This window comes from Cellulosimicrobium sp. KWT-B (assembly GCF_002127155.1).
GTDB lineage: Bacteria > Actinomycetota > Actinomycetes > Actinomycetales > Cellulomonadaceae > Cellulosimicrobium > Cellulosimicrobium funkei.
Window position 1 is genome coordinate 587,891 of the sequence record NZ_NEDO01000004.1, and the last position, 12,448, is coordinate 600,338.

Genomic DNA, 12,448 nt, shown 5'->3' on the forward strand with positions numbered 1-12,448 from the left:
GTGGCCCGCCGCCGCCCGGCTCAGCTCGAGTAGACGTGCGGCGCGAGCGTCCCGACGAACGGCAGGTTGCGGTACTTCTCCGCGTAGTCGAGGCCGTAGCCCACGACGAACTCGTTGGGGATGTCGAAGCCGACGTAGCGCACGTCGACCTCGGTCTTCGCCGCGTCGGGCTTGCGGAGCATCGCCGCGATCTCGACCGACGCCGGCCCGCGCGAGCGGAGGTTCGACAGCAGCCACGAGAGCGTGAGGCCCGAGTCGATGATGTCCTCGACGATGAGCACGTTGCGGCCGGTGAGGTCGGCGTCGAGGTCCTTGAGGATGCGCACGACGCCCGACGACTTGGTGCCCGAGCCGTACGACGACACGGCCATCCAGTCCATCTCGACGTGGCTGTGCAGGCGGCGCGCCAGGTCCGCCATGACCATGACGGCGCCCTTGAGCACGCCGACGAGCAGGAGGTCCTTGCCCGCGTAGTCACGGTCGATCTGCGCGGCGATCTCGTCGAGCCGCGCACCGAGCTGGTCCTCGGTGAGCAGGATGTTCTCGAGGTCGCCTGCGACGTCCGATGCTTCCACGGGGGTCACTCCTGAGCTGGGGGGAGGGGGGAGGTGCCGGCCCGGCGCGTTGGTCCCGGGCCCAGGGAAAGCCTGCCACACGCACGCGACGCCCTGCGGTCGCCCGGGAGGTGCACCGGGCCCTGGCCGCGCCACGCGGTGACGAGCGCGTCGAGCGCGTCGACGTGGACGGCGAACAGGTCGCTCCCCGGGCACCCCGCGCGCAGCGCCGCGGACCGCAGCGCACGACGCCGCAGCGCCGGGTGCGCGGCGGCGAGCGGGCCGACGTCGAGCACGACCGTCGCGCGGGGCGCCGCTCCCCCGCCGCGGCCGGGGTCCGCGCCGGGGCCGGTGTCCGCGCCGGGTGGGACGAGCGCCGCCGTGAGGAGGTCGGCCGCGAGCGCGTCGAGGAGGTCGGCGTCGTCGCGCAGGAGGTCGGCGCTGCGCGCGAGCGCGGGCACCGCGCCCGGGCCGAGCACGTCGACGAGCGCCGGCACGACCCGCGCGCGGACCTGCGAGCGCAGCGGCGCGCCCGTGTTCGTGGGGTCGTCCCACCAGTCGAGCCCGAGCGTGCGGCACACCGCCTCGGTCTGCGCGCGCCGCAGGGCGAGGAACGGGCGCCGGTACGCCCCGCGCCGCGGCGCCATGCCCGCGAGCGAGCGCGCCCCCGCCCCGCGGGCGAGGCCGAGCAGCACCGTCTCGGCCTGGTCGTCGAGCGTGTGGCCCAGGAGCACCGCGCCGGCGCCGTGGGCCGCCGCGACGTCGTCGAGCGCGGCGTACCGGGCCGTCCGGGCGTGGGCCTCCGGGCCGTCGCCCGCCGTCGGGACGACGACGCGGCGTACCTCCACCGGGTCGAGCCCCAGGTCGCGGCACCGCTCGGCGGCGGCCGCCGCGACGGCGGCGCTGCCGTCCTGGAGCCCGTGGTCCACGACGACGGCGCCCGCCCGCAGCCCGAGGCGCGGCGCCACGAACGCCGTGGCGGCCGCGAGCGCCGTCGAGTCGGCGCCGCCGGAGCAGGCGACGAGCACCGTCGCCCCTGCGGGAAGGTCCGCGAGCGCGCCGCGCACGGCGTGGCGCGCGGCGGCGACGACCGGCGCCGGACCGCCCACGGCTCAGCCGTGCACGCGGCGCACCCAGGCGCGCGCGTCGGCGATCTCGCGGGCCGTGGGCAGGTTCTCCGGGGAGGCCCACACGGCGTTGAAGCCGTCGCGCCCGACGTCCTTCTCGACGGCGCGGACGAACGCCGCCCCGTCGCGGTACTGGGCGATCTTGGCGTCCATGCCGAGCAGGCGCCGCAGCACGACGTCGAGGCCGGAGCTGCCCTCGCCGTCGCGCCGCGCGTCGAACTTGCGCCGGATGCTGCGCACCGTGCGCACGGTGCGGGGCCCGACGGCGTCCATGGCGACGTCCGCGTGGCCTTCCAGGAGCGCCATGACGGCCGTGACGTCGGCGAGCCGGTCCTGCTCCTCGGGCGTGAGGAGGCCGTCGAGGAGGGTCGTGCCCTCGCCGCGCACCGCGTGCAGGACGGCGCGCCCCACGGCGACGAGCTTGTCGCGCAGGCGGGCCTCGGCGAGGCGTCGCGACGACGCGGAGAGCTCGGTGAGGAGGTCGCCCGCGCGCCTGCGCAGGTGGTCCGCGAGCCACGGCGCCGCCGCGAACTGGAGGGCGTGCGTCTGCTCGTGCAGGCACACCCAGAGGCGGAAGTCGGCGGGCCGCAGGTCGAGCGCGCGCTCGACCTGGAGCACGTTGGGCGCGACGAGCACGAGCCGGCCGGGGCCCGCTCCTGCCGCGGCCTTCCCGCTGTACGGGTCGAACTGGCCGAGGACGCGGCTCGAGAGGACCGCGAGGACCGACCCGACCTGCGCGGCGCCGACGAGGGCGGTCGCCTGCGGCACGCGCCCGCTCTCCCCCACGAGCGCCTCGGTGACGCCCGTGGTGAGCGACGCCATGATCTCGGTGTTGGCGCGCGCCCAGCGGGGCCGGTCCACGACGTGCACCGTGCCCAGCGTCTCCGGGGTCCCCGCGACGGGCGTCATGCGGGTCACGTCGAGCACGTGCGGGACGGCCTCGCCCGCCGCGGTGCGCAGCCCCTCGACGAGGTCGGCCAGCTCGGCGCGCGACGCCTGGGGCCCCGGGCGCGCGAGGCGCCCGGCGATCTGCGCGGCGGCGGACCAGTCGACGACCGACCGGTCGCCGCGCGACGGGCCGTGGGGACGGTCGTCCTGCTCGACGAGAGTCACCGGCCCACGGTAACCCGCTCGCCCGGCCGACGGGTTCGAGGACGCCCGGAGGATATACTCTCGGGATATACGACAGGAGGTCGGCATGGTGCGCACGACGGTGTTCCGCAGCAACCGGACGCAGGCGGTCCGCCTGCCCAAGGCGGTCGCGCTGCCCGACGACGTCCGGGAGGTGGACGTCCGGGCCGTCGGCCGGTCACGGGTCATCACCCCGGCCGGCTCCGGGTGGGACGAGTGGTTCGAGCACGGCCTGCGCGTCGGTCCCGGCTTCCTCGCCGACCGCGACCAGGGCACTGCGGACGAGCGCGAGGCCCTGTGAGCACCCTCTACCTGCTGGACACGAACGTGCTCGTCGCCCTCCTCCGCGGGCACGGCGCGGCCGCGCGTCCGAGGCTGCGGGAGGCAGAGGGGCGCGTCGCCGTCTCGACCGTGAGCGAGATGGAGCTGGAGTACGGCGTGGAGCGCTCGCAGGACCCGGCCCGCAACCGGCAGGCGGTCGACGAGCTGCTGTCGCTCGTCGACGTGCTGCCCTTCGACAGCCTGGCGGCGATGCACGCCGGCAGGGTCCGCGCCGTCCTCGCGGCCCGCGGCACCCCTGTCGGCCCGTACGACGCGCTCCTCGCCGGGCACGCCCGGTCGCTCGGGCTCGTGCTGGTGACGAACGACGTCCGCGAGTTCTCCCGCGTGCCCGGCCTCGAGGTCGAGGACTGGCTGGCGGACGCGACGCACGGCCCCTGAACCGGGAGCCCTCCCCCAGACGTGGCGCGGCCCGTCAGGCGGAGCAGCCGCACTCCGCGAGCGACGCGACGAAGTCGTCGAGGATCAGGCGCGCGCCGTAGGTGCCGCCGTCCGGGACGGCGTCGGCCATGAGGGAGAACACGAGGAGGCGGTCGTCCGCGGTGACGACCGTCCCGGCGAGCGACGTGACGTTCGGCAGGCTGCCGGTCTTCGCGCGCACGACGCCGCGGCCCGCGTTGGCGAGGTAGCGCTCGTCGAGCGTCCCGGACAGCCCCGCGACGGGCAGGCCCACCGCGCCGGGCCGCAGCCGCGGGTGCGCGGGGTCGGCAAGGAGGCCCACGACCTCGTCGAGCTGTGCGGGCGTGACGACGGAGCCGTCGCCGAGCCCGGACAGGTCCGCGAGCGTCGCGCCCGTGAGGTCGACGCCGAGGCCCTCGACCGCCGCCCGCACGGCCTGGGTCGCGCCGGCACCCGAGCCGGGCAGGCCCGCGTCGAGCGCGACGACCCGGCCGACGACCTCGGTGATGGTGTTGTCCGAGTGCTGGAGCAGGTACGCGACGACGTCGCCGAGCGGGGCGGACTCCACCTCGCCCACCGTGCGACCCTCGCTCGGCGCCGGCGCTCGCACGACGTCCCCGGAGACGGTGACGCCCTCCTGCGCGAGCGCGGCCACGAACGCGTCGGCCGCGGCGAGGGCAGGGTCCTCGGCGCGCGGCGCGTACTCCTCGTCGGTGAGGCGCGCGATGTTCACCGCGAGCGCCGCGACGGGCGCGACGTAGCCGTTGCGCACGCTGGCCGGGTCGACGGTCGGCGCGACCGCGGGCCCGGTGAACAGCGTGTCGTCGAGGCGCAGCGAGATCGTCGTGCGTCCCGTCAGCCGCAGCTCGCCCGCGACCTGCGCGGCCAGGTCGCCGAGCCCGGCCCGGCCGTTGACCGCCGTCGGGTCCCCGGCACCGGCCGCGAGCATCATGTCGCCCCCGCCCACGAGGTACACCGTCTCCTGCCCCTCGAGGACGGCCCGGGTGGGCAGCGTGGTGTGCGCTCCCGGCGAGGTGAGCGCCGCCGCGGCGGTGAACGTCTTGAGGGTCGACGCCGGGACGTGCCCCACGCTCTCGCCGGCGGCGCCCAGCACGTCGCCCGTCACCGCGTCGGTCACGAGGACGCCCACGCGCGGGCCGAGCCGCGTGTCCGCGACGAGCCCGTCCACGAGGGTCTGCACCGCGCCGGTCGCGGGGACGGGCGCCGCGTCGTCGAGCGCCGGCAGCTCCACCTCGAGCGGCGGCGCGGCGGCCGCGCCCGGCGCCTGCGGGAACGGCGGCGGCTCCGGGACGGGCGGCTCGAGCGTCAGCACGCCGGGGACGACGTCGTACGCGTCCGCCACGGCGTACCCGCCCGCGAGCGCGAGCACCACGCCGACGGCCACGCCCGTGCGCGTCGCCCAGCCCATACCTCTCCCTCGGTCCGCCCCGGTCACCGGGGCGCGTCGTCCGCCCGCCCGTCCCGACCGGTCGCCGGGCGTCCGACCCGCCCCCGGGGCCGCGGGCACGTGCGCATTATCACTCACGGCGTCGCCCGCCCAGGGCCGTACGGACTCTTGTGGGCGGACGTCCCGTGTCACACTAGTTCCCGCACGACGGCGTCGTCCGTCGATCATCCGACACCAGCCACCGCCCGAGCGCCGCGGTGCCGGTACGACTGGAGGAAGCAGTGGAGTTCGACGTCACGATCGAGATCCCCAAGGGGCAGCGCAACAAGTACGAGGTGGACCACGCGACCGGTCGCATCCGCCTCGACCGCATGCTCTTCACCTCGACCCGCTACCCCGACGACTACGGGTTCATCGAGGGGACGCTCGGCGAGGACGGCGACCCGCTGGACGCCCTCGTGCTGCTCGAGGAGCCCACGTTCCCGGGCTGCCTGATCCGCTGCCGCGCGCTCGGCATGTTCCGCATGCGCGACGAGGCCGGCGGCGACGACAAGGTGCTGTGCGTCCCGACGGGCGACCAGCGTGCCGCGTGGCGCCAGGACATCGACGACGTGTCCGACTTCCACCGCCTGGAGATCCAGCACTTCTTCGAGGTCTACAAGGACCTCGAGCCCGGCAAGTCCGTCGAGGGCGCCCACTGGGTCGGCCGCGCCGACGCCGAGGCCGAGATCGAGCGCTCCCTGCAGCGCGCCATCGACTCCGGGTACCACACGCCGGGCCACTGACCGGCTCGTCCCCCCGCGCGACGGCGGCCGCCCACCTCGTGAGGTGGGCGGCCGCCGTCGCGCGTCGGGCTACGGTCGGCCTGCGTACGGCATCGCGTCGGCCCAGCGCATCGCGACCTCGTGCACGGGGCTGCCGGGCTGCCGGGCCTCGATCATCATCCCGCCGCCGGTGTACATCGCGACGTGGCGGATGGTCGACGGGTTCGACGTGTCGTTCGCGTAGAAGATGAGGTCGCCCGGGCGGAGGCGGTCGTAGGAGATCTTCTGCACGCGCTGGTACTGCGAGCGCGACGTCCGGGTGATGTCGACGCCGGCGGCGGCCCACGCGCGGGACGTGAGGCCCGAGCAGTCGTAGCCCGGCCCGGTGCCGCCGAACACGTACGGCGCGCCGATCTTCGTGCGCGCCCACGCGACGGCGGCCTGGCCCTGGGCGCCGTTCCCGACGCCCGTGCCGGGCGGCGGCGTGACGACGGGCGGCGGGGCAGGAGTGGGCTGAGGCGCCGGAGCCGGGGCGGGAGCCGGCGCCGGCGCGGGAGCGGGGGTCGGAGCCGGTGCCGGGGCGGGAGCCGGGCCCTGCGGGGCCGGGACGGACGGAGCGGCGGGGGCGGACGGTGCGGCCGCCGGCGTCCCAGCGGACGGCGCGACCCGCTCCCGGGCCGCGCTCTCGCGCGCGCTCGCGGCCTGCGCGTCGAGCGCGTCCTGGCGCTCCCGCTCGACGTCGACGCTCGTGGCCCGCGCCTGCGCGAGCTCGGCGAGCAGCGTCTCCCGGCGTGCCGCCGACTCCTGCACGGCCTCGTCGAGCGCCCCGGAGGAGACCTGGGCGGCGGCCAGAGCGTCGCGCGCTCGGTCCTCGACCTCGGCCTGGTGCGCGAGCGCCGCGTCGGCCCGCGCGCGGGCCGTGCCGGCGACGGCGCGCGCCGTCGCGTGCGTCTCGACCGCACGTCCGGCGGTGCGGCCCGCGACGCGCTCGGCGTTCTCGCGCGCGACGACCTGCTCGACGCCGTCCGCGTCCAGGACCGTCCGCAGGGCGTCGAGCTCGGTCGAGCCCTGGCGTGACGCGCGGAAGAGCGCACCGACGGAGGCCCGCGCGTCGGACTCGCCCGACCGGGCCGTCGCGAGCGCCGCCTGGGCGTCGCGCACCTCGGCGTCGGCGGCCTCGAGCTCACCCTGCGCCGCGGCGTACTCCTCCGCCGCCGTCTCGACGGCCGCGACCGCGGACGCGTGCCGTTCGCGCAGGGCCGCGAGCTCGCGCTCGACCGTCGCGACGTCCCGTGACGCGCCGTCGGCGGCCTCGCGCGCCGCGCGCACGTCGTCGTCCGACGGCGCGGACGACGCGGTCGGCGCGAGGCCCACGCCGAGCGCGAGCACGAGCGCTCCGGCGGCCCCCGCCACGGCGACGCGACGGCGCGGCGCGCTCCGGGTCACGCGGTTCATCAACCCCTCCTCGGCGTGTCTCGTTGACAGCACTCGCACGAGTCTGCCCGGAAGGTCCGCTCCGCGCGATCCGAGCAGCCGGGGCTTTCTCAGAATGTGGTCTCGCATCGTGAGAAGGGCCTACCGGGTCGCCGACGACGCGCCTAGCCTCGGCCTCATGTCCCGTCGAATGTGTCGCTGACCCGAGCGCACGTTCGCCTGCCCGCGAGCCGTCGTCGACGACGCCCCTCGCCGCGGCATCCCGTCCCGCGTGCGCCTCTCGCCGCGGTCGACGACCCCGTCCCCGCCGCACCCGCCCCGGTGCACCCGCACGCCGCCGTCCCACCCCACCCGCAGGAGAGCAACCATGAGCACCGACACCGCCCCCGCCTGGTCCTTCGAGACGCGCCAGGTCCACGCCGGCCAGACCGCCGACCCGACGACCGGCGCCCGCGCGCTCCCGATCTACCAGACCACGTCGTTCGTCTTCCCGGACGCCTCGGTCGCGGCCGACCGCTTCGCGCTCAAGGACCTCGGCCCGATCTACACGCGCATCGGCAACCCGACGCAGGAGGTCGTGGAGAACCGCATCGCCTCGCTCGAGGGCGGCGTCGGCGCGCTGCTCCTCGCGTCCGGGCAGGCCGCGACGACGTTCGCGATCCTCAACGTCGCCGAGGCGGGCGACCACGTCGTCGCCTCCCCGAGCCTGTACGGCGGCACCTACAACCTCCTGCAGTACTCGCTCGCCAAGCTCGGGGTCGAGACGACGTTCGTCGCCGACCCGCACGACCCGCAGGCCTGGCGCGACGCCGTGCGCCCGAACACGAAGCTGTTCTTCGGCGAGACGATCCCGAACCCGCAGGCCGACGTCCTCGACATCGAGGCCGTCGCGGCGGTCGCGCACGAGGTCGGCGTCCCGCTGATCGTGGACAACACGGTCGCCACGCCGTACCTGCTGCGCCCGCTCGAGCACGGGGCGGACGTCGTCGTGCACTCCGCGACGAAGTACCTCGGCGGCCACGGCTCCGCGATCGGCGGCGTGATCGTCGACGGCGGCACGTTCGACTACGCGGCGCACCCGGAGCGGTTCCCGAACTACAACACGCCCGACCCCTCGTACAACGGCCTCGTCTACGCGCGCGACCTCGGCGTGGGCGGCATCCTCGGCGCCAACCTCGCGTACGTGCTCAAGGCGCGCGTCCAGCTCCTGCGTGACCTGGGCTCGGCCATCTCGCCGTTCAACGCGTTCCTCATCGCACAGGGCATCGAGACGCTGTCCCTGCGCGTCGAGCGCCACGTCGCCAACGCGCAGAAGGTCGCCGAGTGGCTCGAGGCGCGCGACGACGTCCGGACCGTCCACTACGCGGGCCTGCCCTCGAGCCCGTGGCACGCGAACGCGCAGAAGTACCTGCCGCGCGGCGCGGGCGCGGTCCTCGCGTTCGAGCTCGACGGCGGCAGCGACGCCGGGCAGGCGTTCGTCTCCGCGCTGCAGCTCCACTCGAACGTGGCGAACATCGGCGACGTCCGGTCGCTCGTCATCCACCCGGCGTCGACGACGCACGCCCAGCTCAGCCCCGAGGAGCAGGCGAAGTCCGGCGTGACGCCGGGCCTGGTCCGCCTCGCGGTGGGCATCGAGCACGTCGACGACATCCTCGCCGACCTCGAGCTCGGGTTCACCGCCGCCAAGTCGGCGCTGGGCTCCTGACCGGCCGACGACGGGCGCGGCGATGACGGATCTGGACAGCCGGGGCGCCCTGGGCGCCCCGGCCGTACAGTGGCCGACGGTGACCCCGGTGAACGACGAGCTCCTCTCCCCCGCCCCCGACGCCCGCTCCGGCGCGCGGCCGGGCGACTCGTCGACGCACGGCGTGGCGCCGTCGCGCGCGCGGGTGAAGGCCCCGCTCCCGGCGACCGGAGCGTGGCGCGAGGGCGACCCGGCGGGCCGGCGACGCTTCGCCGACGTCGGCACGTTCGACCTCGAGTCCGGCGCCCGCCTGCCCGACGTCCGGGTCGCGTACGAGACGTGGGGCACGCTCGCGCCCGACGGGTCGAACGCCGTCCTCGTGCTGCACGCCCTCACCGGCGACTCGCACGTGAGCGGCCCCGCCGGCCCGGGGCACGTCACCGCGGGCTGGTGGGAGTCGCTCGTGGGGCCCGGCGCCCCGATCGACACCGACCGCTGGTTCGTCGTCGCGCCCAACGTGCTCGGCGGCTGCCAGGGCACCACCGGACCGGCCTCGACCGCGCCCGACGGCCGCCCGTGGGGCAGCCGGTTCCCGCGCGTCACGACGCGCGACCAGGTCGCGGTCGAGATCGAGCTCGCCCGGACGCTCGGCATCACGTCGTGGGCGTTCGTCGTCGGCGCCTCGATGGGCGGGCACCGCGTGCTGGAGTGGGCGCTGCTCGGGCCCGAGGCGGGGGTCGACGTCGTCTCGCTCGCCGCGATCGCGACCGCCGCCCAGACCACGGGCGACCAGATCGCCTGGGCCCACCCGCAGCTCGGCGCCGTCCGCGCGGACCCGGGCTTCCGCGGCGGCGACTACTACGACGCCGCGGACGGCGACGGCCCGCACGTCGGGCTCGGCATCGCCCGGCAGATCGCGCACGCCACCTACCGGTCCGCGCGCGAGCTCGACGACCGCTTCGGCCGGCTGCCGCAGGGCGGCGAGGACCCGTTCACCGACGGCCGCTACGCCGTGCAGTCCTACCTCGACCACCACGGGGACAAGCTCGCGCGGCGGTTCGACGCGAACTCGTACGTCGTGCTCACCGAGTCGATGCTCACGCACGACCTCGGGCGCGACCGCGGCGGCGTCGAGGCGGCGCTCGCGCAGATCACCGCGCACGCGCTCGTCGTCGCCGTCGACACCGACCGGCTGTTCCTCCCCGCCGACTGCGCGCGCATCGCCGCCGGCATCCCCGGCGCCGAGCCCCTGCGGACGCTCACGAGCGACTTCGGGCACGACGGCTTCCTCATCGAGTTCGACCAGCTCGGACCGATCGTCGCCGACTTCCTCGGCGAGCGGGCGCGCGTGCGCGACTGACCCGCTCGTCGTCGGGGCAGGTCCTGGGGGCTCGCCCGGGCGGGCCCCGTGGTCGGAGCACGGGCCGGACCGTAGGTTGGTCCCATGCTCGCCGCCTACGCCGACCGCACCGACCACGACGACCCCCTGGCCGGCCTCGTCGTCGGGGACCGCCCCGAGCCCGCGTCCCGCGAGCACTGGACCACGGTCGACGTGCGCGCCGCGTCGCTCAACCACCACGACCTCTGGTCGCTGCGCGGCGTCGGGCTGCCCGCCGACCGCCTGCCCATGATCCTCGGGACCGACGCCGCGGGCGTCGCCCCCGACGGCTCCGAGGTCGTCGTGCACGCCGTCGTCGGAGCGGACGGGCACGGCGTCGGGCCCACCGAGCGTCGTTCCCTGCTGTCCGAGCGGTACCCGGGCACGCTCGCGGAGCGCGTCGCCGTCCCGACCCACAACCTCGTCCCCAAGCCGCCCGAGCTGACCTTCGTCGAGGCCGCGTGCGTCCCGACGGCGTGGCTCACCGCCTACCGCATGCTGTTCACCGCCGGTGGCGCCGCTCTCGGAGACCGCGTCCTCGTGCAGGGCGCGGGCGGCGGGGTCGCGACGGCGGCCGTCGCGCTCGGCGCCGCCGCGGGGCTCGAGACGTGGGTGACGTCTCGCTCCGCGGCGAAGCGCGCCGGAGCGGCCCGCCTCGGGGCGGCGGCGACGTTCGAGCCCGGCGCCCGCCTGCCCGCGCCCGTCGACGTCGTCGTCGAGACGGTCGGGCAGGCCACGTGGAGCCACTCGCTGCGGTCGGTGCGGCCGGGCGGCACCGTCGTCGTGGCGGGTGCCACGAGCGGCGACGCGTCGCCCGCCGAGCTCACGCGCGTGTTCTTCCACGAGATCCGCGTGCAGGGCGTGACCATGGGCTCGCGCGACGACCTCGCCGCGCTCCTGCGGTTCCTCGCGCGGAGCGAGGTGCGCCCCGTCGTCGACCAGGTGCTCCCCCTCGCCCGCGCGCGCGACGGCCTCGCGCGGCTCGCGGCCGGCGACCACTTCGGCAAGGTGGTGCTCACGCCGTGACGTCCCCGGCCTGGGCCCCCGACGTGCTCGGGGCAGGGTTCGAGCAGCGCACCGTCGAGCTCGAGCCCGACGACGAGGGCGACGTCGTCGTCACGGTCGTCCGGCACGTCCCGCCGACGGACGAGCCCCTGCGCCCCGCGCGCGCGGTGCTCTACCTCCACGGCTGGAGCGACTACTTCTTCCAGACCGAGCTCGCCCAGACCTGGCACGGACTCGGCGCCGCGTTCTACGCCGTCGACCTGCGCAAGTACGGTCGCAGCCTGCGTCCGCACCAGACCCCCGGGTACGCGGACCACCTCGAGGAGTACGACGCCGACATCGCCGCCGCGCTGGACGTCGTGCGGGAGGACCTCGGGGCGCACGTCGCGATCATGCTCATGGGGCACTCGACCGGTGGTCTCGTCGCGGCGCTGTGGGCGCACCGGCACCCCGGCGTCGTGCGTGGCCTGGTGCTCAACAGCCCGTGGCTGGAGCTGCAGGGCTCGTCGGTCGCGCGGACCGTCTCCGGCCCCGCGATCCGCCAGCTCGCCCGCTTCCAGCCCCGTGCCCCGCTCCCCAACGTCGATCCCGGCTACTACGCCCGGACGCTGCGGGACCGGGAGGACGGCACGTGGACCATCGACGACGCGTGGCGCCCCGTCCCGTCGTTCCCCGTCCGCGCGGGATGGCTGCGCGCGATCATCTCTGGCCACGCTCGCGTCGCCGCAGGCCTCGCGATCGACTGCCCCGTGCTCGTGCTCCTCGCCGAGAGGTCGCTGTTCAGCACGCGGTGGACGGAGGACATGCGCGCCGCAGACATCGTGCTCGACGTCGAGCCGCTCGCCCGCCGGGCCTCGCACCTGGGTCGCGTCGTCACCCTGGTCCGTATCCCCGGCGGGATGCACGACCTCTCGCTCTCGGCACCGGAACCCCGGGCACGCTTCTTCGCGGAGATCGTCCGCTGGTCGGCGGCGTACGGCTGGTCCTGAGGAACCCTCGTCCGCTCTCGCGTCCCTGTGCGGGCGTTCGTTGGACCGACGACGGCCCCGGACGTACCGGCACCGGTTCGTCCGTCGCGTCGTGTGGGGGTATGCGGATATGCCGAAGGCCCACCCCGTGTGGGGTGGGCCTTCGGTGAAGGGTTGTCCGGCGGCGTCCTACTCTCCCACCCCGTCTCCAGGGCAGTACCATCGGCGCTGAAGGGCTTAGCTTCCGGGTTCGGTAT

General features: G+C 76.0%; 12 protein-coding genes. 7 read left to right on the forward strand and 5 right to left on the reverse strand.

The window, feature by feature from the left end; translation table 11 throughout:
- Positions 1-20: 20 nt before the first annotated feature.
- From hpt to B9L22_RS15365, 3 genes are read right to left on the reverse strand one after another with little or no spacing between them, the layout of a single operon-like run.
- Positions 21-575, reverse strand: a complete 555-nt coding sequence (gene hpt / locus B9L22_RS15355; protein WP_021479810.1) for a hypoxanthine phosphoribosyltransferase — start codon at positions 573-575, stop codon at positions 21-23.
- A 5-nt stretch (positions 576-580) separates the two neighbouring features.
- On the reverse strand, positions 581-1,663 hold the full coding sequence (tilS, locus tag B9L22_RS15360) for a tRNA lysidine(34) synthetase TilS (RefSeq protein WP_086150986.1): 1,083 nt from the start codon (positions 1,661-1,663) through the stop codon (positions 581-583).
- A 3-nt stretch (positions 1,664-1,666) separates the two neighbouring features.
- The gene (locus B9L22_RS15365) at positions 1,667-2,794 is read right to left on the reverse strand and encodes a zinc-dependent metalloprotease (RefSeq protein WP_233140172.1); all 1,128 of its coding nucleotides are present in this window, start codon (positions 2,792-2,794) and stop codon (positions 1,667-1,669) included.
- Positions 2,795-2,879: 85 nt separating this feature from the next.
- Between B9L22_RS15365 and vapB the strand changes: the two genes are divergently transcribed.
- Both vapB and B9L22_RS15375 read left to right on the forward strand, forming a co-directional pair.
- On the forward strand, positions 2,880-3,113 hold the full coding sequence (vapB, locus tag B9L22_RS15370) for a type II toxin-antitoxin system VapB family antitoxin (protein ID WP_021482085.1): 234 nt from the start codon (positions 2,880-2,882) through the stop codon (positions 3,111-3,113).
- Positions 3,110-3,532 carry a type II toxin-antitoxin system VapC family toxin gene (locus B9L22_RS15375; protein ID WP_034655167.1) on the forward strand — a complete coding sequence of 141 codons (423 nt, stop codon included), beginning with the start codon at positions 3,110-3,112 and terminating at the stop codon, positions 3,530-3,532. The genes vapB and B9L22_RS15375 overlap by 4 nt, the downstream gene beginning before the upstream one ends.
- 34 nt (positions 3,533-3,566) lie before the next feature.
- Here B9L22_RS15375 and dacB read toward each other — a convergent pair whose 3' ends face one another.
- Positions 3,567-4,979, reverse strand: a complete 1,413-nt coding sequence (gene dacB, locus B9L22_RS15380) for a D-alanyl-D-alanine carboxypeptidase/D-alanyl-D-alanine-endopeptidase (RefSeq protein ID WP_086150987.1) — start codon at positions 4,977-4,979, stop codon at positions 3,567-3,569.
- Positions 4,980-5,239: 260 nt separating this feature from the next.
- On the opposite strand from dacB, the gene B9L22_RS15385 reads away from it, so the two are divergent.
- Positions 5,240-5,743 carry an inorganic diphosphatase gene (locus B9L22_RS15385; protein ID WP_034655165.1) on the forward strand — a complete coding sequence of 168 codons (504 nt, stop codon included), beginning with the start codon at positions 5,240-5,242 and terminating at the stop codon, positions 5,741-5,743.
- A gap of 69 nt (positions 5,744-5,812) precedes the next feature.
- Here B9L22_RS15385 and B9L22_RS15390 read toward each other — a convergent pair whose 3' ends face one another.
- Positions 5,813-7,177 carry a C40 family peptidase gene (locus tag B9L22_RS15390; RefSeq protein WP_086150988.1) on the reverse strand — a complete coding sequence of 455 codons (1,365 nt, stop codon included), beginning with the start codon at positions 7,175-7,177 and terminating at the stop codon, positions 5,813-5,815.
- A gap of 346 nt (positions 7,178-7,523) precedes the next feature.
- Between B9L22_RS15390 and B9L22_RS15400 the strand changes: the two genes are divergently transcribed.
- The 4 genes from B9L22_RS15400 to B9L22_RS15415 all read left to right on the forward strand — a co-directional run bounded on the left by B9L22_RS15400 (position 7,524) and on the right by B9L22_RS15415 (position 12,212).
- Complete coding sequence (locus B9L22_RS15400; RefSeq protein ID WP_086150990.1) at positions 7,524-8,861, forward strand: bifunctional o-acetylhomoserine/o-acetylserine sulfhydrylase; 1,338 nt, start codon at positions 7,524-7,526, stop codon at positions 8,859-8,861.
- 22 nt (positions 8,862-8,883) lie between these two features.
- A complete protein-coding gene (locus B9L22_RS15405) occupies positions 8,884-10,200 on the forward strand; it encodes a homoserine O-acetyltransferase (RefSeq protein WP_086150991.1) in 1,317 nt (438 codons plus the stop codon).
- Between the two features lie 84 nt (positions 10,201-10,284).
- Positions 10,285-11,244 carry a zinc-binding dehydrogenase gene (locus tag B9L22_RS15410; RefSeq protein WP_086150992.1) on the forward strand — a complete coding sequence of 320 codons (960 nt, stop codon included), beginning with the start codon at positions 10,285-10,287 and terminating at the stop codon, positions 11,242-11,244.
- Positions 11,241-12,212, forward strand: coding sequence for an alpha/beta hydrolase (locus B9L22_RS15415; protein WP_021483702.1), 972 nt, complete (start codon positions 11,241-11,243; stop codon positions 12,210-12,212). Before B9L22_RS15410 ends, B9L22_RS15415 begins: the two co-directional genes overlap by 4 nt.
- The last annotated feature ends 236 nt before the right edge of the window (positions 12,213-12,448 follow it).